This is a genomic window from Novosphingobium sp. 18050, assembly GCF_902706195.1.
Lineage (GTDB): Bacteria > Pseudomonadota > Alphaproteobacteria > Sphingomonadales > Sphingomonadaceae > Novosphingobium.
In genome coordinates, this window is record NZ_CACSJO010000016.1 from 78,472 (window position 1) to 99,082 (window position 20,611).

The 20,611-nt window shown below is 64.7% G+C and carries 19 protein-coding genes; 6 read left to right on the forward strand and 13 right to left on the reverse strand.

Features of this window, described 5'->3' with window-relative positions:
- Nucleotides 1-429: 429 nt before the first annotated feature.
- From purF to GVL61_RS15885, 3 genes are all read left to right on the forward strand, one after another.
- On the forward strand, nt 430-1,878 hold the full coding sequence (gene purF / locus GVL61_RS15875) for an amidophosphoribosyltransferase (RefSeq protein ID WP_159981636.1): 1,449 nt from the start codon (nt 430-432) through the stop codon (nt 1,876-1,878).
- Entirely contained in the window at nt 1,875-2,594 is a 720-nt protein-coding gene (locus tag GVL61_RS15880) for an SDR family NAD(P)-dependent oxidoreductase (protein WP_159981637.1), read from the forward strand. The genes purF and GVL61_RS15880 overlap by 4 nt, the downstream gene beginning before the upstream one ends.
- An 83-nt stretch (nt 2,595-2,677) precedes the next feature.
- A complete protein-coding gene (locus tag GVL61_RS15885) occupies nt 2,678-3,028 on the forward strand; it encodes a PilZ domain-containing protein (protein ID WP_159981680.1) in 351 nt (116 codons plus the stop codon).
- Nucleotides 3,029-3,177: 149 nt separating this feature from the next.
- On the opposite strand, the gene GVL61_RS15890 is transcribed toward GVL61_RS15885, so the two are convergent.
- From GVL61_RS15890 to sdhC, 6 genes are all read right to left on the reverse strand, one after another.
- Entirely contained in the window at nt 3,178-4,866 is a 1,689-nt protein-coding gene (locus GVL61_RS15890; protein ID WP_159981638.1) for a M56 family metallopeptidase, read from the reverse strand.
- Complete coding sequence (locus GVL61_RS15895; protein WP_200844816.1) at nt 4,863-5,264, reverse strand: BlaI/MecI/CopY family transcriptional regulator; 402 nt, start codon at nt 5,262-5,264, stop codon at nt 4,863-4,865. The genes GVL61_RS15890 and GVL61_RS15895 overlap by 4 nt, the downstream gene beginning before the upstream one ends.
- Before the next feature lie 70 nt (nt 5,265-5,334).
- A complete protein-coding gene (locus GVL61_RS15900) occupies nt 5,335-5,922 on the reverse strand; it encodes a DUF308 domain-containing protein (protein ID WP_159981640.1) in 588 nt (195 codons plus the stop codon).
- A 154-nt stretch (nt 5,923-6,076) separates the two neighbouring features.
- Nucleotides 6,077-7,897, reverse strand: a complete 1,821-nt coding sequence (sdhA, locus tag GVL61_RS15905) for a succinate dehydrogenase flavoprotein subunit (protein WP_159981641.1) — start codon at nt 7,895-7,897, stop codon at nt 6,077-6,079.
- Nucleotides 7,897-8,286, reverse strand: coding sequence for a succinate dehydrogenase, hydrophobic membrane anchor protein (gene sdhD, locus GVL61_RS15910; RefSeq protein WP_159981642.1), 390 nt, complete (start codon nt 8,284-8,286; stop codon nt 7,897-7,899). The genes sdhA and sdhD overlap by 1 nt, the downstream gene beginning before the upstream one ends.
- 12 nt (nt 8,287-8,298) lie before the next feature.
- Nucleotides 8,299-8,694 (reverse strand): succinate dehydrogenase, cytochrome b556 subunit, encoded by a 396-nt coding sequence (gene sdhC, locus GVL61_RS15915; protein WP_059150535.1) that lies wholly within the window; start codon nt 8,692-8,694, stop codon nt 8,299-8,301.
- A 148-nt stretch (nt 8,695-8,842) separates the two neighbouring features.
- Between sdhC and bla the strand changes: the two genes are divergently transcribed.
- A complete protein-coding gene (bla, locus tag GVL61_RS15920; RefSeq protein ID WP_159981643.1) occupies nt 8,843-9,772 on the forward strand; it encodes a subclass B3 metallo-beta-lactamase in 930 nt (309 codons plus the stop codon).
- Nucleotides 9,769-10,671 carry a 50S ribosomal protein L11 methyltransferase gene (locus tag GVL61_RS15925; RefSeq protein ID WP_159981644.1) on the forward strand — a complete coding sequence of 301 codons (903 nt, stop codon included), beginning with the start codon at nt 9,769-9,771 and terminating at the stop codon, nt 10,669-10,671. The genes bla and GVL61_RS15925 overlap by 4 nt, the downstream gene beginning before the upstream one ends.
- Before the next feature lie 126 nt (nt 10,672-10,797).
- Here the strand turns inward: GVL61_RS15925 and GVL61_RS15930 are convergent, their stop codons facing one another.
- Nucleotides 10,798-11,073, reverse strand: a complete 276-nt coding sequence (locus GVL61_RS15930) for a PilZ domain-containing protein (protein WP_159981645.1) — start codon at nt 11,071-11,073, stop codon at nt 10,798-10,800.
- 233 nt (nt 11,074-11,306) lie between these two features.
- Between GVL61_RS15930 and GVL61_RS15935 the strand changes: the two genes are divergently transcribed.
- Complete coding sequence (locus GVL61_RS15935) at nt 11,307-11,609, forward strand: DUF1153 domain-containing protein (protein ID WP_043980557.1); 303 nt, start codon at nt 11,307-11,309, stop codon at nt 11,607-11,609.
- Nucleotides 11,610-11,733: 124 nt separating this feature from the next.
- Here GVL61_RS15935 and ligA read toward each other — a convergent pair whose 3' ends face one another.
- The 6 genes from ligA to GVL61_RS15965 form a co-directional block, all read right to left on the reverse strand.
- Nucleotides 11,734-13,881 carry an NAD-dependent DNA ligase LigA gene (ligA, locus tag GVL61_RS15940; protein WP_159981646.1) on the reverse strand — a complete coding sequence of 716 codons (2,148 nt, stop codon included), beginning with the start codon at nt 13,879-13,881 and terminating at the stop codon, nt 11,734-11,736.
- A 54-nt stretch (nt 13,882-13,935) separates the two neighbouring features.
- Nucleotides 13,936-14,586, reverse strand: a complete 651-nt coding sequence (locus GVL61_RS15945) for a hypothetical protein (protein WP_159981647.1) — start codon at nt 14,584-14,586, stop codon at nt 13,936-13,938.
- A gap of 25 nt (nt 14,587-14,611) precedes the next feature.
- On the reverse strand, nt 14,612-16,273 hold the full coding sequence (gene recN / locus GVL61_RS15950; RefSeq protein ID WP_159981648.1) for a DNA repair protein RecN: 1,662 nt from the start codon (nt 16,271-16,273) through the stop codon (nt 14,612-14,614).
- 67 nt (nt 16,274-16,340) lie between these two features.
- The gene (locus GVL61_RS15955) at nt 16,341-16,499 is read right to left on the reverse strand and encodes a hypothetical protein (protein WP_159981649.1); all 159 of its coding nucleotides are present in this window, start codon (nt 16,497-16,499) and stop codon (nt 16,341-16,343) included.
- A gap of 179 nt (nt 16,500-16,678) precedes the next feature.
- Nucleotides 16,679-19,222, reverse strand: coding sequence for a TonB-dependent receptor (locus GVL61_RS15960; RefSeq protein ID WP_159981650.1), 2,544 nt, complete (start codon nt 19,220-19,222; stop codon nt 16,679-16,681).
- 552 nt (nt 19,223-19,774) lie between these two features.
- Nucleotides 19,775-20,572, reverse strand: coding sequence for an outer membrane protein assembly factor BamD (locus GVL61_RS15965; protein ID WP_159981681.1), 798 nt, complete (start codon nt 20,570-20,572; stop codon nt 19,775-19,777).
- Nucleotides 20,573-20,611 lie beyond the last annotated feature (39 nt).

The window sequence follows — 20,611 nt, forward strand, 5'->3', positions numbered from 1 at the left end:
CGTCTGTGATCTGGGAGGTAGGGCGGCATTAGAGTTGCGGGAACAGGCTGGCAAGCACGGCGAGAAAACCGGGGCACGGGAAAACCCGGTGCCCGCCAGCACCCATCGTCATGCTGAGGACGAGTGAGACCGGGTAAGGTTCCACACCTGAACGCAGCATGGCACGGAAAAACCCGCACCGCATACTACATACTATAAGGACTCTGCGCCGCCCCACCCGGCCCCGTCCGGCTGAGCAGAGGCTTTGTCCAGGCATCTCCGTCCAAACGATTCGCCCGCTCACCTGTCATCGCCGCGTCACAAGCACGGCCCAGGAACCCGCCGGATCACGCGTTCCGCTGCATGTCGTGCCCTTCCCCCTTGCTTTTGCCGACAATCGCAGCCAAATGCGCGGGCGTTATGACGCGCCAGCGGGCTGGACATAAATCCATGAACATTACTCATCCCTTTCTCGATTCGGACGGGGACAAGCTGCGCGAAGAGTGCGGCATTTTCGGCGTTATCGGAGCCAAAGAATCAGCGGCCATCACCGCTGCCGGACTCCATTCCCTTCAGCATCGCGGCCAGGAGGCGGTGGGCATCACCAGCTTCTCGGGCGACGAGTTCCACTCGCACCGAGGCATCGGCCACGTGGCGCAAGTGTTCAGCCAGAAGGAGCTGGACACCCTGCCCGGCAACATGGCCTCGGGCCATGTGCGCTACGCCACCACCGGCGGATCGGGCCTGCGCAACGTCCAGCCGCTGTTCGCCGACCTTGCCGCGGGCGGCTTTGCCATCGCGCATAACGGCAACATTTCCAACGCGATGACGCTGAAGCATGACCTTGTGTCGAAGGGGTCGATCTTCCAGTCGACCTCGGACACCGAAGTCATCATCCACCTCGTCGCGACCAGCCGCTACCCCACGCTGCTCGACCGCTTTGTCGATGCGCTGCGCATGGTGGAAGGCGCTTACTCGCTGATCTGCATGACCCCGGAAGGCATGATCGCCTGCCGCGATCCGCTGGGCATCCGCCCGCTGGTGATGGGCCGCATCGGCGATGCCACCGTGTTCGCCTCCGAAACCGTCGCATTCGACATCGTCGGCGCGGAGTTCATCCGCTCGATCGAGCCGGGCGAACTGGTCCAGGTCGACCACAAGGGCACGATTTCCAGCCACCGCCCCTTCGGGGACCCGTCGCCGCGCCCCTGCATCTTCGAACACGTCTACTTCTCGCGCCCCGACTCGGTGATGGACGGCCTTTCGGTCTATCAGGTGCGCAAGCAGATCGGCGTCGAGCTGGCCAAGGAAGCCTTCGCGGACGCAGATGTCGTCATTCCGGTGCCTGACAGCGGCGTCCCCGCCGCCATCGGCTATGCGCAGGAATCGGGCATCCCGTTCGAACTGGGCATCATCCGCTCGCATTACGTGGGCCGGACCTTCATCCAGCCGGGCGATGCTGCCCGCCATGCCGACGTAAAGCGCAAGCACAACGCCAACCGCGCCATCGTGGAAGGCAAGCGGATCGTCCTTATCGACGACTCGATCGTGCGCGGCACCACGTCCAAGAAGATCGTCGAGATGATGCGCGATGCCGGCGCTGCCGAAGTGCACATGCGCATCGCCAGCCCGCCGACCGAGTACTCATGCTTCTACGGCGTCGACACGCCCGAGCGTTCGAAGCTGCTGGCCGCAACCATGGATACCCAGGCCATGGCCGACTTCATCAAGGCCGACAGCCTCGCCTTCGTCTCGATCGACGGGCTTTACCGCGCGGTCGGTGAAGAAAAGCGCGCCAACAAGTGCCCGCAGTTCTGCGACGCCTGCTTCACCGGCGAATACCCCACAAAGCTGACCGACTTCTCCGACCGTTTCCCGGCGGAGCTGAACGCCGCGTGACACAGAAGCCATTCGAAGGACAGGTCGCACTGGTAACCGGCGCTAGCCGGGGCATCGGCGCGGCCACGGCCGCCGCCCTGGCTGCTCAGGGCGCGCATGTCGTGCTGACCGGGCGCGACACCAAGGCGCTCGAAGCAGTCGAGGACGCGATCTTTCAGGCCGGCGGTTCGGCCACGATCGCCCCTGTCGATCTCGTCGAGCCGGACGGCATCGCCCGCCTTGCCACTGCCCTGTCGCAGCGCTGGGGCAAGCTCGACATCATGGTCGTCAACGCGGCGATCCTGCCTGAACTGACCAGCGTTGCGGACATCGACCAGCGCGCCTTCAACAAGGCGCTGACCACCAACGTCCTTGCCACGCAGGCGCTGATCGCCAACTTCGACCCCCTGCTACGCAAGAGCGGCAACGCCCGCGTAATCGGCATGACCACCACGGTCGCGCAGGCGCCCCGCGCCTATTGGGGCGCCTACGGGGCCACCAAGGCCGCCTTCGAGGTTCTGCTGGACTGCTACGCACAGGAAACGGCCAAGATTTCGAAGATTCGAGTCGCTATCGTCAATCCCGGTGCTACTCGCACCGCCATGCGCGCAAGGGCTTATCCCGGCGAGGCGCCGGCGTCGGTAAAACCGCCCGAAGTGGTTGCCGATCGGCTGATTTCCTTGCTGACAGAGGACTTTATGACAGGACACCGGGAAACCGTTAACCAGTCATCGTAATCCGAAGGTAACCCCAAACTGGGACACATGGTGACGAATCGGTGCCGAAAATGCGCACCGTGCCTAGAAAGCGCGAGGTCGCCATGGTCCACACCCAGCAGGAACGATACGAGGCAGCTGCCCAGGAAGATCGCAGCGCACCGCGCCTGCGGATTTCCATCCCCGCATCGCTCAGGCCCTCGGGTTCCAAGGGGTTCCAGACGGCAGTGCGCGATCTTTCGCTGTCCGGCTTCTCCGCAACCGCAATGACCCGCGTGCCTCCCCGCACGAACTGCTGGCTGACACTGCCGGGCAAGGACACGGTTTCTGCCAAAGTGGTATGGTGGGACAACGGCCTGGTCGGCTGCGCCTTCGACCAACTGCTCGACCCGGTCGAACTGGAAACGATCCTTGCGCGCTGGAACGGCGACAGTCGCTACAGCCGAAGGGCCTGAATTAGCTGCAATCGGGATCGTCCCCTACAGTTCGTCCACCTGCTTTTTTGGCCCCTTTATTTGTCATTACGATCATAGCGAAGCACCCCAGGGCGGCGTAATGCTGCCCTGGGGTGCTTCGCTATGATCGCAATGACGAGGGTAGCGGATCAGCTACCGCGCACTTCTTTCATCGCATCCGCCAGTTCGCGGTCGAGGTCCGACAGGATCTCCGCCCGCACCTGAGTATCGAGATCGCGGTTCGAGGCGATGGAAGCCCGCGCACTGCGAATCGCATTCACCGCAGTCTGCTTCGCAGCCTTGGGCTCGCCTGTGCAGATAACCACGCTCGCCGAAGTGCCGTTGGCTTCGCTGCGCGCCTCGCGGCGGTGGCTGTCGGCCGGGCAATCCTCGTCGAGGACCATCTGCCGGATGATCTTCCCCGCGTCGGAGCCGTCGCTGCGCACGATGCTGATTGTGCGGCGCTTTCCATCACTGGAGACCCTTTCCTCCACTTGGGGCGCGCGCGCCATCGCTTCGGCGGCGCGGCGATCAGCGTCGGCCGCTCGGCGATCAGCATCGGCGGCGCGGCGAGCGTGCTCTTGCGACATGGTGTTCCGGGGCGCCACTGGCGCTGGCGGCGCAGAGGGCGCGCCAGGAACGGGTGGCATAGGCGGAACCGGGGGAGCAGGAGGCACCGCGCCTGCGACATCCCCCCACGCCGGCGCTGCCGATACATCCGGTTCTTCGGGGACGTTTGGTGCTTGAAGAGCTTCCGAAACCTGGGGGCCCGCGCGCATTTCCGCATTGATGGAAGACGGCGCTGCAGGAGTTGCCGGCATCGCCGGGACCTCAGGCGCATCGGCCTCATCCATCGCGGCGTAGCTGACTGTGGCGGTCGCCGGCACGGCGACGACAGCCAGCGCGAACAGACTGCGGGCCAGCACGCGCCGCGCGGGCGTCACGTCCTTGCGGGCCAGTGCTTTCAGCCGGTGGATTATCGGCTTCTCGCCCGAAAGCGGCCCGGCCATCGGCGCTGCAAGCCCAAGGCGGGTGCCGCCCGCCAGTGAGGCGATAAGGCGGCCATACCGCGCGCGTTCCTCGCGGCTGCGGCCCAGCATGACCCGCGCATCGCAGGCAGCCTCCTGGTCGGAGCGCACGGCGCGCCAGCCTGCCCAGCCCAGCGGATTGAACCAGTGGAGCGCAAACAGCGGCTGCATCGCGATCAGCGCCAGCAGATCGCCGCCGGCGTGGTGCTCCATCTCGTGCGCGATGGCGAAGTCCGATGTCTCGGAGTCCTCGTCCGCGAGGAAGCCCATCGGCAGCGCCACTACCTTGTCAGTGACACCGAATGCCAGCGGCGCGGTTATCGCTGGACTCTCGACGATACGCACCGCGCCTGAGCGCGCCACCAGACGCGCGCCTTCCAGCAGGTCGCGTCGCATCCAGCGATAGGTAACCGTCCGCCAGAGCAGGAAAAGCACTGCGCCGCCCAGCCAGACGCTCAGGGCCAGCGTAGTCCAAGGCACCTGCTCCAGCAGGCCCGGCTCCGCCACGAGCGGCGCTGCGCTCATGGGAGCCTCGATAGGTACGTAGCCCCCGGCAGCAATTGCCTCAACCGGCGCGGCAACGTGCGTCCCGGCAGCCGAGGCGGTGACAGGCTCAACCCCGAACCGGATTGAAGGCAGCAACCCGCGCGGCAGGGCCAGCGGCGGCAGCACCAAACGGATCATCGGCAGCGCCCACAACGCATACGCTGCGCCTGGTCCGAACCAGCGCGCCACCGGGCGACGGGCGGCAAGCACGAGCGCCATCAGCGCGCCGGTGGCAACGAGCGTATCGGTCAGCCATTCGATCATGACTTCAGCTCCCTCAGCAGGGCTTCGATCTCGGTGATGTCATCTTCGGTGAGTGCTTCGCTTTGCGCAAGATGCGCAAAAAGCGGTGCCGCCCGCCCGCCGAACAGGCGGTCCACCAGGCGGCGGCTTTCGGTGCCGACATAGTCGGAACGCGCGATGCGGGGAGTGTAGAGGAAGCGCTTGCCGTCCGGCTCGGTGCCGACTGCCTGCTTCACCACGAGCCGCGACAACAGCGTCTTGACCGTGGCAAGGCTCCAGCCGCGCGGGCCGCAGACTTCCTCGCAAACTTCCTGCGCGGTGAGCGGGCTGCGCTGCCACAGCGCTTCCATCACTGTATGTTCGGCTTCGGAAATCCTCTCGGGCTGTTCGCCAGCCCCTTCGCCAGACTTGTCCGACATCCCGGCCTCCATCGTTTACATACGTAATCGACTACGTTTGTAAACATGAACGCCGGGTGAATGCGGCGGGTCAGGCTTTCTTAAGCGCGAGACTTAGCTGGATCAGGAAAACGGCGCGCACGGTGAGGCTGATCGCGACGACCATGGCCAGAAAAGCCAGTCCCGCCACCGGGCCGGAGAACAGCAGGACAAGCCCGAGCACCACGTCCAGCACACCCATGAACAGCCGCCAGCCGCGGTCGTGAAGGGCCTTGAGGGCAAAGGCGATCTGGAATGCACCTGCGATCACCAGCCACACGCCGATCGCCCATACCAGCGACAATGCGCCCGCCACCGGGTCGACGATCGCGAAGATGCCCGCCAGCAGCGCGAGGGCGCCGAGCAGGATTTCCGTCCAGCGCGCGCGCGTGGAAAGCGTGGTCCACCCCGCCGCGATGGCGGCCACGCCGTAGACGACCAGCACGACGCCGAGCAGCAGCCCGGTGGCAACTCCGGCGACCAGCGGATTGACCAGCACGATCAGCGCCACGAGCAGCAGCAACACGCCGTAGCCCATGATCCAGCCCCAGGGATTGCCGGGAGCGCGGTTCATCGAGCGGACGAGCGGGTCGCTCTCCACATGGGGGTCCAGCAACGGGTCGAGCGTGGTGCGTTCCATCGGCGAAGTTCCTTTGCAGCGAATTACCCCTACAAATGCATGGAACTCCCGCCAGTTCCTGCCTGACCTCGTTCAGGCAGACCCACGAAAAAGGGCGGCGCACCCTTGCCGGTGCGCCGCCCTCCTCTCGTTGTTCAGGTGCCGATGCGGCGTATCAGTACACGCGGGCCTTGGGCTTGATGTACTCGACGTCGTCGGTGAGCGTGAATTCGTGGACCGGGCGATAGTCGATCTTCACTTCGCCGCCCTTGCCGCCCCAGCCGTTGAACCAGGCTGCGGTGTGCTTCATCCAGTTCACATCGTCGCGGGTCGGATAATCCTCGTGCGCGTGAGCGCCGCGGCTTTCCTGGCGATTCTGTGCGCCGTGGAGCGTGACGGTGGCCTGCGAGATCAGGTTGTCCAGTTCCATCGTCTCGACGAGGTCGGAGTTCCAGATCAGGCCGGTGTCGGTGACATGCACGTCCTGGAACTTCTCATAAGTCCTGGCGAGCTTTTCCTTGCCTTCGACCATCAGCTCATCGGTACGGAACACCGCCGCGTGAAGCGACATGGTGCGCTGCATCTCGGTGCGGATTTCCGCCGTCGGCGTGCCGCCCTTGGCATTGCGGAAGTGGTCCAGACGCGTGAGCGCCAGGTCTGCCGAATCCTTGGGCAGTTCGGCCTGGGCCGCGCCGGGCTTGACGATGTCGCGCAGGCGGTGGCCGGTTGCACGGCCGAACACCACGAGATCGATCAGCGAGTTCGAACCAAGGCGGTTGGCGCCGTGGACCGAAACGCAGGCCGCTTCGCCCACTGCGAACAGGCCCGGAACGACCGTCTCGGGGTTGCCGTCGGCGCCGATGGTCATGACTTCGCCGTGATAGTTCGTCGGAATACCGCCCATGTTGTAGTGGACGGTGGGAACCACGGGAAGCGGCTGGCGGGTCAGGTCGACACCGGCAAAGATCTTGCCGCTCTCGGTGATGCCCGGAAGACGCTCGCCCAGCACCTTGGAATCGATGTGATCGAGGTGCAGGTAGATATGGTCCTTGTGCGGGCCGACGCCGCGGCCTTCACGGATTTCCAGCGCCATCGAGCGCGACACGACGTCACGGCTGGCGAGATCCTTGGCCGAAGGTGCATAGCGCTCCATGAAGCGCTCGCCCTCGGAGTTCGTCAGGTAGCCGCCCTCGCCGCGTGCGCCCTCGGTGATGAGAACGCCGGCGCCGTAGATGCCGGTCGGGTGGAACTGAACGAATTCCATGTCCTGCAGCGGCAGGCCGGCGCGCAGCACCATGCCGCCGCCATCACCCGTGCAGGTGTGGGCCGAAGTCGCAGTGAAGTACGAACGGCCGTAGCCGCCCGTCGCCAGCACAACGGCCTGCGAACGGAAACGGTGCAGCGTACCATCGTCCATGCACAGCGCGATCACGCCGCGGCATACCGGAACGCCGTCCGGGCCGGGTTCCATGATGAGGTCGATCGCGAAGTATTCGATGTAGAAGTCGGCGGCGTACTTCAGCGACTGCTGATACAGCGCGTGCAGCATGGCGTGGCCGGTACGGTCCGCGGCGGCGCAGGTGCGCTGCACCGGCGGGCCTTCGCCCATGTTCTGCATGTGGCCGCCGAAGGGGCGCTGGTAGATCGTGCCGTCGGGATTGCGGCTGAAGGGCACGCCTGCGTGCTCCAGCTCATAAACGGCCTGCGGGGCTTCGCGCACCATGTACTCGATGGCGTCCTGGTCGCCCAGCCAGTCCGAACCCTTGACGGTGTCGAACATGTGCCAGGTCCAGTGGTCCGGCGAGTTGTTCTGCAGCGAGGCGGCAATGCCGCCCTGCGCCGCGACGGTGTGCGAGCGGGTCGGGAAGACCTTGGTGATGCACGCGGTCTTGAGGCCGGCTTCGGCCGAACCCATGGTGGCGCGCAGGCCCGAACCGCCAGCACCCACGACGACGGTGTCGTAGAGGTGGTCGATGATCTTGTAGGCGGCGGACATCAGGCGTGGGCTCCCAGCGCGAGGCGAACGATGCAGAACACGCCGAAGGCGATCCCTGCGCAGGCGGCGAGGTTCAGTGCAGCGATGCAGGCGAACTTGTTGCCGTGCTCGTGGACATAGTCCTCGACCAGAACCTGGAGGCCCAGGCGGGCATGCCAGAAGGTGGTGATCACCAGCAGGATCATCGCCACGGCCGGGACCGGACGTGCGATCCATTCGACCATGGTGACGTAGCTGTAGTCCGGCAGCAGCACGAGCGAGACTGCCAGGAACAGGACGGTCAGCAGGTTGCCGATCGAAGTGAAGCGCTGCAGCAGCCAGTGATGAACGACGCCGCCCTTGGCCGCGCCGAGGCCGCGTACGCGGCCGATGGAAGTTCCGTTACCCATGTTTCCCTTACCTCAGCGAAGCAGCAGGAGCGCCCAGAAGGCGGCGGTGAGTACGACGCCCAGGATCGGGCAGATGATCGACCACATACGGTTGGTGCGCAGCTCGAAGCCGGCGCCAACGTCCAGCGCGAAGTGACGCAGGCCGCTCATCATGTGACTGAAGAACGCCCAGGAAATGCCCACCAGCACGATCATGCCAATCCAGGTCGACATCGCCCATTGGAAGGTCGCGTAGGAAGCGGGGCCTCCAGCGAGTGCGCCGAGCCACCACAGCAGCACGCCAAGGCCCGCGAAGGCCATGCCATCGCCGGTGACGCGGTGCAGGATCGACACGAACATGTGCGGGCCCCACTTCCAGATCTGGAGGTGCGGCGAAAGCGGACGGTTTTTGGTCCCGGCGTTTGCCATGGCTCTCACTAATCCCTTGCCTGCGGCAGCGCAACAAGCTGCCCTCACTGATGCCCCTTAGACAAAATGAGCCATGGTGCAAGTTCCCAAGGCCATCATTGTCGGCCCGTACTGGCCTATCGCATAGCTGCAGCCTAAAGCAGCGCGCATGAGTCGCACCTCCAGGGCAATCACGCTGGCCGCCGCGCTGGCGCTTTCTTCCATCGCAGCAGACGCGGCAGGCGCCCCGTCGCCCGGCCGCCCGCAGACCCCGGGGGACAGGACGCAGGCAGTGCTTGCGACCGCCTGCGCGGGCCATGACAAATGGGCCGACCCTGCCCCGCCCGCACGGATTTTCGGCAATACCTGGTATGTCGGCACCTGCGGCATCTCGGCGATCCTGGTAACCGGCGCCAAGGGCCACATTCTGATCGACGGCGGCGTCGCCAAGGCCGCCCCGCTCGTCCTGGCGAACATCCGCAAGGCCGGATTCGATCCGAAACAGGTCCGCTGGATCGTCGCCAGCCATGAGCATTTTGACCATGTGGGCGCTCTTGCCGCACTGCAGCGCGAGACCGGTGCCAAAGTCGCCGCGCTGCCCGCTCAGAAGGCGGTGTTCGAAACCGGCAAGCCAAGCAAGGAGGACCCGCAAGGCGCGGGCCTCGATTCCATCGCGCCAGTGAAGATCGACCGCGTTCTGAAGGACGGCGCCACAGTCGTGGTCGGCTCCCTCGTCATCACGGCCCACGCGACTCCCGTCCACGCCCCCGGATCGACAAGCTGGACCTGGCGCTCCTGCGCCTCCACCAGCGATTGCCACAGCATCGCCTATGCCGACAGCACCTCCACTATCTCGTCGGACGGCTACCGTTTCACCGACCATCCGGACCGAGTCGCGGCGATCCGCCAGGGCCTGCCCAAGATCGCTGCCCTGCCTTGCGATATCCTCCTTACCCCGCACCCTTCGCAAAGCGCGATGATGGAGCGCTTCGCCGGCACGAAGCCCCTCACCGATACAAGCGCCTGCCGCACCTACGTGACCGCAGCCGAAGACCGGTTCGCAGCGCGACTCCAGAAAGAAGCGAAAGAAGCACGATGAGCTGGAAAGTCACCGCCTTTGCCCCGCGTCTCGTCGTCGAGGGCGCCCTCGTCGCACATGAGGACGCGTGGGAGTGGGATCATGAGATAGTCCTGTCCGGCCGCGAAATCGCCGAGGACAAGCCCGAAGACTGGCAGCTCGAAGCCTGGCTCGACCACAAGCCGACTCGCACGGACAAGGCCGCGATCGCCGCACTCTTCGAGGGAACCGCGCCCAAGCTGACCGTCGAGGAACTGCCCGAGACCGACTGGCTGGTCGCCAGCCAGGAGGGCCTCGAACCGATCCGCGCAGGCCGTTTCTACGTCCACACCCCTGAGCACCCGGCCACGACCGAGGCGGGCGTGTTCGACTTCGCAATCCCCGCCAGCCAGGCCTTCGGCACCGGCCAGCACGCGACGACCGCCGGCTGCCTCGCCATGCTCACGCATATGAAGGCCCAGGGACTGGTCATCCGCAACTGCGCGGACATCGGCACCGGCACCGGCCTGCTCGCTTTCGCAGCGCTCTCGCTCTGGCCGCGTACGCTGGCAACGGCGAGCGACATCGACGCAGTCTGCGTCGGCGTAGTGGATGACAATGCAGCGGCCAACGGCATCACCATGGGCTCCGGTCGGGGTCAGTTGGCGATGACGGTGGCAGACGGCATGGAGCATCCCGTGCTCGATGCACGCGGGCCCTACGACCTCATCCTCGCGAACATTCTTGCCGGACCGCTGGTTTCGCTGGCACCGGACTTCGGCAAGGCGCTGGTTCCGGGCGGGCACCTGCTGCTGGCCGGCCTGCTGGAGACTCAGGAAGCCGCCGTACGCGCCGCCTGCCGCCGGGCCGGGCTTCGTCTTGCCGCGCGCATGGTCAACGGCGACTGGTCGATCCTGTGGATGCGCAAGCGGCGGGCTTAGCGGCAGGGCCGATCGGCCCGCCCTTCTCTGCCATCATGAAGACATAACCGAACAGCTTGGAGCAGTTCGCGCTGCCCCGAGCTGTTTCGTTATGTCCGCAACGGCTGCGATAGCTGATCCGGTCCTTCAGGAGAGGTAGAGTTCCACGCCCTCCACAATGGCGCACCGCTTGCGCATTGCGCTTTGCGCATCGCGTGAGATCGGCCGGTCGAAGGCGAAACCTACACGATCGCTCACCACCCAGCGCACGGTTCCGCGAATCGGAGGATAGCCGTCGAGGGCGAAGCTGAAGCGCTGCCCTTCGGCGATGTCATCCCGCACGACTTCGAACTGGCACCCCTCCGACGAGATGTGCCGCGCCACCGCAGATGCGTAGGCTGAATGCTTGCGCCGTGTAGACACTCCTACCCCGTCCGATTTAGCTAATGCTCTCATACGCAAAAGTAATTAACGGAGATGAAGTATGTGTAAACGCCGCATCAACCTTTGATCGGAATTTTTGCATAGTCATCCCCGTAATTTACGGGATTTAACGTAAACGAACGTTAACTAATATCGGTGGTCACAAATTAACGATTTGGGGCAAAAATCCGAGAACGACAGGGGGTTGGCAACAATCATTCGAGAGGCCAACCATGATTGATACTGAAACCACCCCGCCAAAGGTGGTAACCGGCCCGCTTGGCGAGCCACTAAGTAAAGATACGCTGCCACCAGCCAATACGTCTCGTTGGGTGGTGCGGCGCAAGGCCGAAGTGGTTTCGGCAGTCAATGGCGGACTGCTGACGATCGCCGAGGCATGCGAGCGCTATGGCCTCACGCTTGAGGAACTGGCCTCGTGGCAACGCTCCGTGGAACGCGAAGGCATGGCAGGCCTGCGCGCGACACGTGTGCAGCACTATCGACAGGCACACGAGCGCAAGGGTCGCTACAGCTAGTTCCCAAAGGGAATTGGCGCCCATGAGACGGGCATCGGCCGATGTTTGAACGGACCCCGTGCATGAGCCGCAAGCCCCTGGGCTTGCGGCTCGATCGCGTTACCCGCTCCCAGCGCCGCCGGCCCTACCCGGCAGCTTTGACGATTTCGGCCCAGGCAGCCTCGTCGATCACCTCGATGCCCAGTTCGGCCGCCTTCTTCAGCTTCGATCCAGCCCCCGGCCCCGCGACGATCAGGTCGGTCTTGGCGGAGACTGTCCCTGCCGCCTTAGCGCCCAGCCGCTCTGCCTGCGCCTTCGCCTCGTCGCGGCTCATCGTCTCCAGCTTGCCGGTGAAAACCACGGTCTTGCCGGATACCTCACTGGCCTTGGTTTCCACCACGTAGTCGGGCGGCGAAACTTCACTCAACAGATCGTCCCATACCGCGCGGTTGTGGTCTTCATGGAAGAAGTCGCCCAGCGCCTTGACCACTACCGGGCCGACGCCGTCGATCGAGATCAGTTCGGAATAGGCGTCGCTGGCAGCCACCACGGCCTCTTCGCCTTCCTTGACGTGGGCCTGCTCGGCCAGCGCGCGCAAGGCCGGCAAAGTGGTGAAACGCTTCATGAGGTCGCGTGCGGTGACCACGCCAACGTGCCGAATGCCAAGGCCAAACAGCAGCCGCGCCGCATCGGGGCGGCGCTTGGTCTCTACAGCTGCCAACAGGTTGTCCACAGACTTGTCCTTCCAGCCGTCGAGCGCGAGAATGTCCTCGCGGCGTCTGCGCAGGCGAAAGATGTCGGCCGGGCTTTCCAGCCAGCCTTTCGCAAAGAACTCGTCGATGGTCTTGTCGCCCAGCCCCTCCATGTCGAGCGCAGTACGGCTGACGAAGTGTTTCAGGCGCTCCGTGCGCTGTGCCGGGCAGATCAGCCCCGCGGTGCAGCGCACATCGACCTCGCCTTCCCCGGCTACGGCTTCGGAACCGCACTCGGGGCAATGGTCAGGGAACGCGAAAGCGGGGCGATCCTCTTCGCGGCTGAGGTTGTCGACCACCTGCGGGATTACGTCCCCGGCGCGCTGCAGCACCACCCTGTCGCCCGGTCGCACGCCAAGACGCGCGATCTCGTCGCGGTTGTGCAGGGTGACGTTGGTGACGGTGACGCCGCCCACCAGCACCGGCTTGAGGCGCCCCACCGGCGTCAGCTTGCCGGTACGCCCGACCTGGATGTCGATCGATTCGAGCACCGTCTCGGCGCGCTCGGCGGGGAACTTGTGGGCCAGCGCCCAGCGCGGCGCCTTGGCGACGAAGCCCAGACGCTGCTGCAGGTCGAGCCGGTCCACCTTGTAGACCACCCCGTCGATCTCAAAAGGCAGCGCGGCGCGGCCATCGCGAATGGCGCGGTAAGCGGCGAGCATTTCCTCAACCGACCCGCAAAGGCGGAACTGCGGTGAAACCGGCAGGCCCCACGACTCGATGCGGCGCACTACCTCATGCTGGGTGGTCCCTGGTACATGGCTTGCCGCACCCCAGCCGTGGGCCCAGAACCGCAAGGGGCGCTTGGCGGTGACCGAGGCGTCCTTCTGGCGCAGCGACCCGGCGGCGGCATTACGCGGATTGGCGAACTGGCGGACCTTGGAGTCGTCGAAAGCTTCGCCCTTGGCCTCTGCGGCGGCACGCGCCTCGTCCATCAAATGAGTGTTGAGCGCCAGGAACGCGCCCTTCTCCATGTAGACCTCGCCGCGCACCTCGAACACGTCCGGGATGTCCTCACCGGTGAGTTCCGGAACGATATCCTTGATATGCGCGACATTGGCGGTGACATCCTCACCCACCTGCCCGTCGCCGCGCGTGGCGGCGCGCACGAGCTTGCCCTTCTCATAGCGCAGCGAGCATGAGAGGCCGTCGATCTTGTCCTCGGCCGTCAGTGCCACTGGCTCATCGGCGGAAAGCGACAGGAACCGCCGCACACGGGCGACGAATTCTGCGACTTCTTCATCGGTGAAGGCATTGTCGAGGCTCATCATGCGAACCTCGTGCGGCACCTTGCCCAGCGGCGAGGCGGCGATTTCGTGCCCTACCTTATTGGTCGGACTGTCGGGCCGGATGAGATGCGGATAGGCCGCTTCCAGCGCGGCATTGCGCCGCACCAGCGCATCGTAATCGGCGTCGGAAATGTCCGGCGCATCCTCGGCATGGTAGAGGCGGTTCGCACGGTTGATCTGACGCGCCAGGCGCATCAGTTCATTGGCGGCTTCGGCTTCACTGGGAAGGCCGGTCGGAATCTGACTGTCCATCGTCCGGCTATTAGGACAGCCCGCGCCGAATTGGGACCGATTCGTCGCCCTTCGTCAGAACCTCACACGCGGCGGCAGCGGCTGCTTGTCGAAAGCTTCTGCCGCATAGGGTCCGGCGCGCGCGACCCAGTGCAGAAACAGATGTGCGGACCAGGCATTCGGATTGGGCGTGGTCCGCCCGTGATGATGGTGAACGCCCTGATACAGCACCGCATCGCCCGCATCCATGGCAACAGCAACTCCGCGCTCTTCCTCACGAAACCCCGCGTCGGCGCGCTGGTACGGTTTCTCCGTGCGCACGGGCGAGACTTCGAGCGCCCAGGGCCGGTCGTGCGAATAGGCCAGCGTCAGCGACAGTGAATGTTCGCAGGCATAGCGGTCGCCGTGGACGCGGCAGATGTCGCCTTCCCGGTAGAGGCGGAAATAGGAGTAGGAAGGCAGCAGCGGCTCGCCGACCAGCGCCTCCACCGCAGAGGTCATGCCCCAATGGAAAGTGGCCATCGGCGGGTAATGGAACCCGTAAAGCTCGCTGGCGGCGCGGGCCAGCAGCGGGCTTTCCTGGCGCATCCGCTCCATCTGCACGCCCTGCCGGTCGAGATCGCCTTTCATCCGCGCGAGAAAGCCGTTCGCCACTTCAGGCGGCACGAAACCGCGAAGCGGCGTATAGCCATCACGGCGATAGGCTGCGGAGATATCCTGGGTCATCGATAATCCTTCAATCGCGCCGCGCTCAGGCCTGAAGAAGCCTGTCCGCCTGAGCGCGCGCCTCATCCGTCACTTGCGCGCCGGAAAGCATCCTGGCGATCTCCTCCTTGCGCTCGGCGGCGGTGAGCGGGGTGACCGAAGTGCGGGTGACCGTGCCCTGGCTCGATTTGGCGATCATGTAGTGCCGGTCACCGCGAGCCGCGACCTGCGGCGAGTGGGTGACCGCCAGCAGCTGCCCGCTGGAGGCCAGCCGCGACAGACGCTCACCGATGGCATCGGCCACGGCACCGCCGACCCCGCGGTCGATCTCGTCGAATATCACCGTCGCCGCGCCGCCCTCTTCCGCCAGCGCCACTTTGAGCGCGAGAATGAAGCGCGACAGTTCGCCGCCGCTCGCGATCTTTCCGAGCGGGGCGAAATCGGCGCCCGGGTTGGTACTGATGAGGAATTCCACCGCGTCCATGCCGGTAGCGCCCCAGCGCTCTTCGGGTAAGCGAAGGACCGAAGTGCGGAACCGCGCGGCGTCCAGCTTGAGCGGCGCGAGTTCTCCCGCCACCGCCACGTCGAGCCGCTTGGCGGCAGCACGGCGCATATCATGCAGCGCGCCGGCCTTCTCCCGATAGAGAAGAGCGCCTTTCTGCGCCGCCTTTTCCAGTTCGGCTATATGTTCGTTGCCGCCCTCGATATCGTCGAGCGCAGCGCGCATCTCGGCCATCTTGGCGGGGAGATCGTCAACCTGGCAGCTATGCTTGCGGGCAGCGGCGCGCAGTTCGAACAGGCGCGTCTCGATACGGTCCAGCTCCGCCGGGTCGAAGGCCAGTGCATCGGCCGCGCGACCCAGCGCGTCCTCGGTCTCGCTGGCCTCGATCACGGCGCGGTCCAGCGAGGCGGCAGCTTCCGCCAGAAGTTCGTGTTCGCCGGCAATGTGGTCGAGCCGGCGCGATGCGCTGCGCAAAGCAGCCAGTGCCGAATTGGATCCGGTCCACAAGTGCTGGAGCGCTGCAAGATCGTCCGCCAGCTTTTCGCCCTTCTGCATCTGGGCGCGAGCCGAAGCGAGTTCGTCTTCCTCCCCCGGTTCCGGGGCGATGGTGGTCAATTCGGCGAGATGCGCGAGCATCAGGTCCTGATCTTCGGCGGCACGGGCAACGCGGCTGCGGGCAAGGTCGAGGGCATCCTGCGCGGCTCGCCAGTCCTTCCACGCGGCTTCGACCCAGGCGACTTCGCCGCCTGCGAATCGGTCCAGCAGGGCGCGATGGCCGCGTGCGTTGACGAGGCCGCGGTCGTCGTGCTGGCCGTGGATTTCCACCAGTGCCGGTGCGATTTCCCGCAGCAGGGCCACGCCCACCGGCTGGTCGTTCAGGAAGGCCTTGGAACCGCCGTCCGCCTTCAGTTGGCGCTTGAGGATCAACTGTTCGCCCGGCTCCAGTTCGAGCCCGGCCTCGTCGATAACCGCCAGCACCTGCGGCGGCAGCGCCGATACGTCGAAGCTGGCAGTGACGTTCGCCTTGCCCTCCCCATTACGGACAAGGCCGCTATCCGCCCGATTGCCGAGGACAAGCCCCAGCGCGTCGAGCAGGATAGACTTGCCCGCCCCGGTTTCGCCCGTGAGGACACCGAGACCGCGTGCGAAATCCAGATCGAGGGCTTCGATCAGCACGATGTTGCGAATGGAGAGCCGGCTCAGCATGTTCGCGAATCGTTCTAGCGGATGGAATTCCCGCCGTCACCCCGCTTCGCGTGTTAACCGGTGCGGTTTACCAGGCGCCGCTGATCTTCAGGAGATGCAGGGCGAAAATGAGCCAAAACACGAGCACGATACTGCCGATGACAAAAGCTTCCGGCCGCAGGGTGCGCGAGGTGGCCTGCTGAACCCGGATGTCGGGATCGTGCGGAAAATCGTGCTTCATGTCCATGTCGAAGAAAGACCTTACCCCGCCCGGGACCGGCTCGCAGGCTGCTGTGCTGCGTCGCCGATCCGGGCTCACCCCCATTGGTGAATCATGCATTAGGGGCTTTCCAAGGCTTTGAGAAATTACTTAAGGTTCACACTGCAATCGTTTTAATCACTTTCGTAGATCACCGCTCACCGCTCTCAGAAGTTCGACGACACCGTAAAGCCCCAGGTGCGCGGATCACCGGGCAGACCGGCGATCAGGCCGGTGTTGCCCGGGCCGACGAAAAGCTGCTCGAAATAGTTCTGGTCGAAGGCGTTGCGCACCCAGCCGTAGACGTTGAAACCTGCTTCGGTACGGAACCCCGCCCGGAAATTGTGCAGGCTATAGCCGTCCACCCAGGTATAGGCCGAAGGCGAGGGGTTCGACGAGAAGTTGGTGCGTACGCTGCCGTCGTAGCCGAAGTAGACCTGGCCCTCCTTGCCGAGGATCGTCGCAGGCGCATTGGCCTCGGCACCGAACGAGAACGAGAACTTCGAGACGCCCGGCAGGCGCTGGCCCGAGATATCGCAGTTGGCCGGGCTGAGCGAGTTGGGAACCCCCGCAGCGCCGGGAGTCTGGGTGCCGGTCACCACGGTGCCACCGGACAACTCGGGCGGGCACGGCGCGTCGACGAACTTCCTGTAAGTCGCATCGGTGTAGGCGCCGTTTACGTAGGCGTTGAAGCGCTCGCTCGGGCGAACGGAGAAGTCGGCTTCCACGCCTTGCGAACGCACTTCCCCGGCATTGGCGAGGTAACCGCGCAGCACGCCGTATTGGCCGTTGTTCACATTGGCCTGGTAGTTGGCGATGTCGGAGCGGAAGATCGATAGGTTGAAGGTGACACGGCGATCCCAGAACTGGGTCTTGATGCCGGCCTCGTAATGGTGGACCGATTCGGGCTTTACCGTCGCCGAGGCAAGGATCGGGTTGTTCTGCGCGTCGACCGGTACGCCGTTCTGGTTGATGCCGCCCGACTTGAAGCTCTTGGCATAAGTTGCATAGACCAGCACGTCCGGCGCCACCTTGTAGCTGGCGGTGAAGTCGTAGCTGAAGTTCCAGTCGCTGAACTCGGGCGAGATTTCCTGCGGGGTGTAGATCGCCAACTGAGCCGTCTTCACCGCGCTGGTCGGCCCGGTAAGCAGAAGCTCATCGCCCGCCCCGTTGAACACGCGGCGCTGATAGTAGCCTTCCTTCTTGTCATAGTTCAGGCGCACGCCGGGCTGCAGCGTCAGTTCGGGAGTGACGTGCCAGCTCAGCTGACCAAACAGAGCCGCGCTCGTGTTTTTGAGATACTGCGTATTGTAGGCGACGAGGCCGTTCAGCACCGAGGGCGTACAGGCCAGCTGGTTGGACGCGGTGGGGCCGCAGCCGGACGATCCCGGAGGCGCCGCAGTGTCGCTGCCGGGGTTGATGCTCCAGCGGCTGGCGGCAGAGCCCTGCGATTCGGTCCCCTGCGTGTCGATGCGCTGGTAGAAACCGAAGGCGCCGACCACGAAGTCGAACTTGTCGGCGCTGTAGTTGTAGCGCAGCTCCTGCGTGTATTGGTCCTGCTGCGAGGGGTTCTGCGATAGCGCTACGATCGGCAGGCCGGTGAAATCACGGTCGTTCGACGGGTCCCAGTCCCAGAATCGCCAGGCGCTGACCGACGTGAGAGTGCCCTCGCCCAGTTCCCACTTCACCCGCAGCGAAGCGCCGCCGATCTTGTTCTTGGCCTTGAGCGGCGTGTCGAGATCAGTCAGGCGGTCGAAGGGGTTGGTGCTGGGCGGAGCATAGCTCTGAGCTGCGGCCAGCGCCGCAAACTGGCGGTTGAGCGCGCGCTGGGTCAGACCGGTGCGCACGTAGACCGAACCGCAGCAGTTGGCGTCCTGAGCGCTGAAATCTCCTGCCAGCGTCACTTCGACGGTGTCGGCGGGCTTCCATAGCAATTGTCCGCGCAGGCCGAGGTTGTCCTGGCTCTGGATGTGCTCATGCGTGGTAACGTTATAGATCGTACCCTTGCGGCTGGTGGACGAAATCGCAAGGCGCGCCGCCAGCGTTTCCGACAGTGGGCCGGAAATCGCCGCCTTGGCCTGCTTGAAGTTGTAGTTGCCGACCGAAACCTCCGCTTTGCCTTCGAAGTCGAAGGTCGGCTGGTTGGTGGTGATGTTGATGGCGCCGGCTGTGGTGTTCTTGCCGTAGAGCGTGCCCTGCGGCCCGCGCAGCACTTCGACCTGGGCGACATCCAGGAAATCGAACGTCGCCGAGGCGACCCGCGAGTTATAGACGTCGTCGACGTAGATGCCCACGCCCTGCTCTATGCCGTCGTTGGTCAGGCCGAACGGCACGCCCAAGCCGCGGATGTTGACGGCGGTGTTGCGCGGGTTTGACGAATAGAACTGCAGGGTCGGCGTGATCTGCTGCAACCGGCCTACGTTGAACGAGCCGGTCGCATCGATGTGCTCCCCGCCCACGACGGAGATCGCCAGCGGCACCTCCTGGCTCGATTCGTTGCGACGGCGTGCGGTGACGAGGATGTCGGCGCCCCGGTCTCGGGCGCCGGTGCCGATCGAGGTCGTCGCCTGATCCTCGTCCGCGGAAGTGGCCGGAACGTCGCGGGCTGCGGACTCCTCGCGCAACTCCTCGGCATTGGCCGAAGGCAGGCCGATCGCGGCGGAGGCAAGGATGGTGGTCGCAAAAAGACTGCTGCGGACGAACGAATGCATTGATTCAAATCCTTTGTCAGGGAATTGAATGCATCCGGCGGTCCGGTGTGCACCTCATGAGCAGCCTGCCCCCTCACAGGACCGCCCGGTATGGATTTGAGGTCGGCCCCGGCCCGCTTCCTTGAGGAATGCGGATCCTGCGCCGTCCAGCCCGTGGAGAAGATGAAAGCCGCAAGCCCGGTCAGGCACCGCGCAGCCTTCATATGACTTTTCCTCCGGGCCGGTTCGCCTCCTGTTGAGCATCTCTAATCTCAACTGATTTAGTGGACAATAGATTTCAGCTATCAGGCGATAAAGCGAAACTCTTGCGCGGCAGAAAGGGATCGCGAGGGCGAAGCGGTGCCATCAATGCAGCTTTGCGTGCCGTGGCGGGGGGCTCCGATCCGCGCGCCGGCGCAGCCCTTAGCTAGCCGGGCATTCGCATGTGACAATGGAAACCTTGCGCCCCTGCAGGGACGCCTTCCCCGGCGCTATTGCGCATTCGTCAGAGGGGGCATTCGCTTGTTCGCGAAGCGCCTCCCCGTCGCATGGCGACGGGGAGAAATTTCATCTTCAGGCTGCGACGTTCTGCGGCGCGTTCTTGTTCATCAGCTTGTAGGCGCGGGCGTACCAGTCGCTACCGGGATAGTTGCGTTCCAGCACGGCAGCAGCCTTCTGCGCCTCTTCCGGCACGCCGAGTGCCAGATAGCCCTCGACCAGACGGTACAGCGCCTCGGGCGTGTGGCTGGTGGTCTGGAAGTTGTCGACCACGTTGCGGAAGCGCAGCGTCGCCGCCAGCCACTTGCCGCCATATTCGTAGGACCGACCGATGGTCATTTCCTTACCGGCAAGGTGATCGTTCACGAGGTCGATCTTGAGCTTGGCATCCGAAGCATAAGACGTGCCGGGGTAGCGGCGCATTACGTCGGTCAGCGCCTGCTTGGCCTGCTCGGTGGTCTTCTGGTCGCGCGTCACGTCGCTGATCTGTTCGTAATAGCAGATCGAGATCAGGTAATAGGCGTAAGGCGCGTCCTTATTGCCCGGATGGATCGACAGGAAACGCTGCGCCGACTGGATCGCCTTGTTGTAATCGCGCGCTGCATAATAGCTGAACGCGCTCATCAACTGGGCGCGGCGGGCCCACGGGGAATAGGGATGCTGGCGCTCGACTTCGTCGAACAGCGCGGCGGCCTGCTTGGTGCGGCCGGTTTCCAGCCGCTGCTGGGCAGCGGCATAGAGTGTGTCGACATCGCGCGCGACATAGGCGGTGTCGCGGTTCTTGCCCCCGCCACCCCCGCAGCCTGCGGTCAAAACGATCGCGCCGGTGGCAGCGACAAGGAGGGCGGTCTTCAGGCGCGAACGTTCGAACATGGACGGGTCTATAGCCAGCGCTTTGCTGAACGCCAAGTG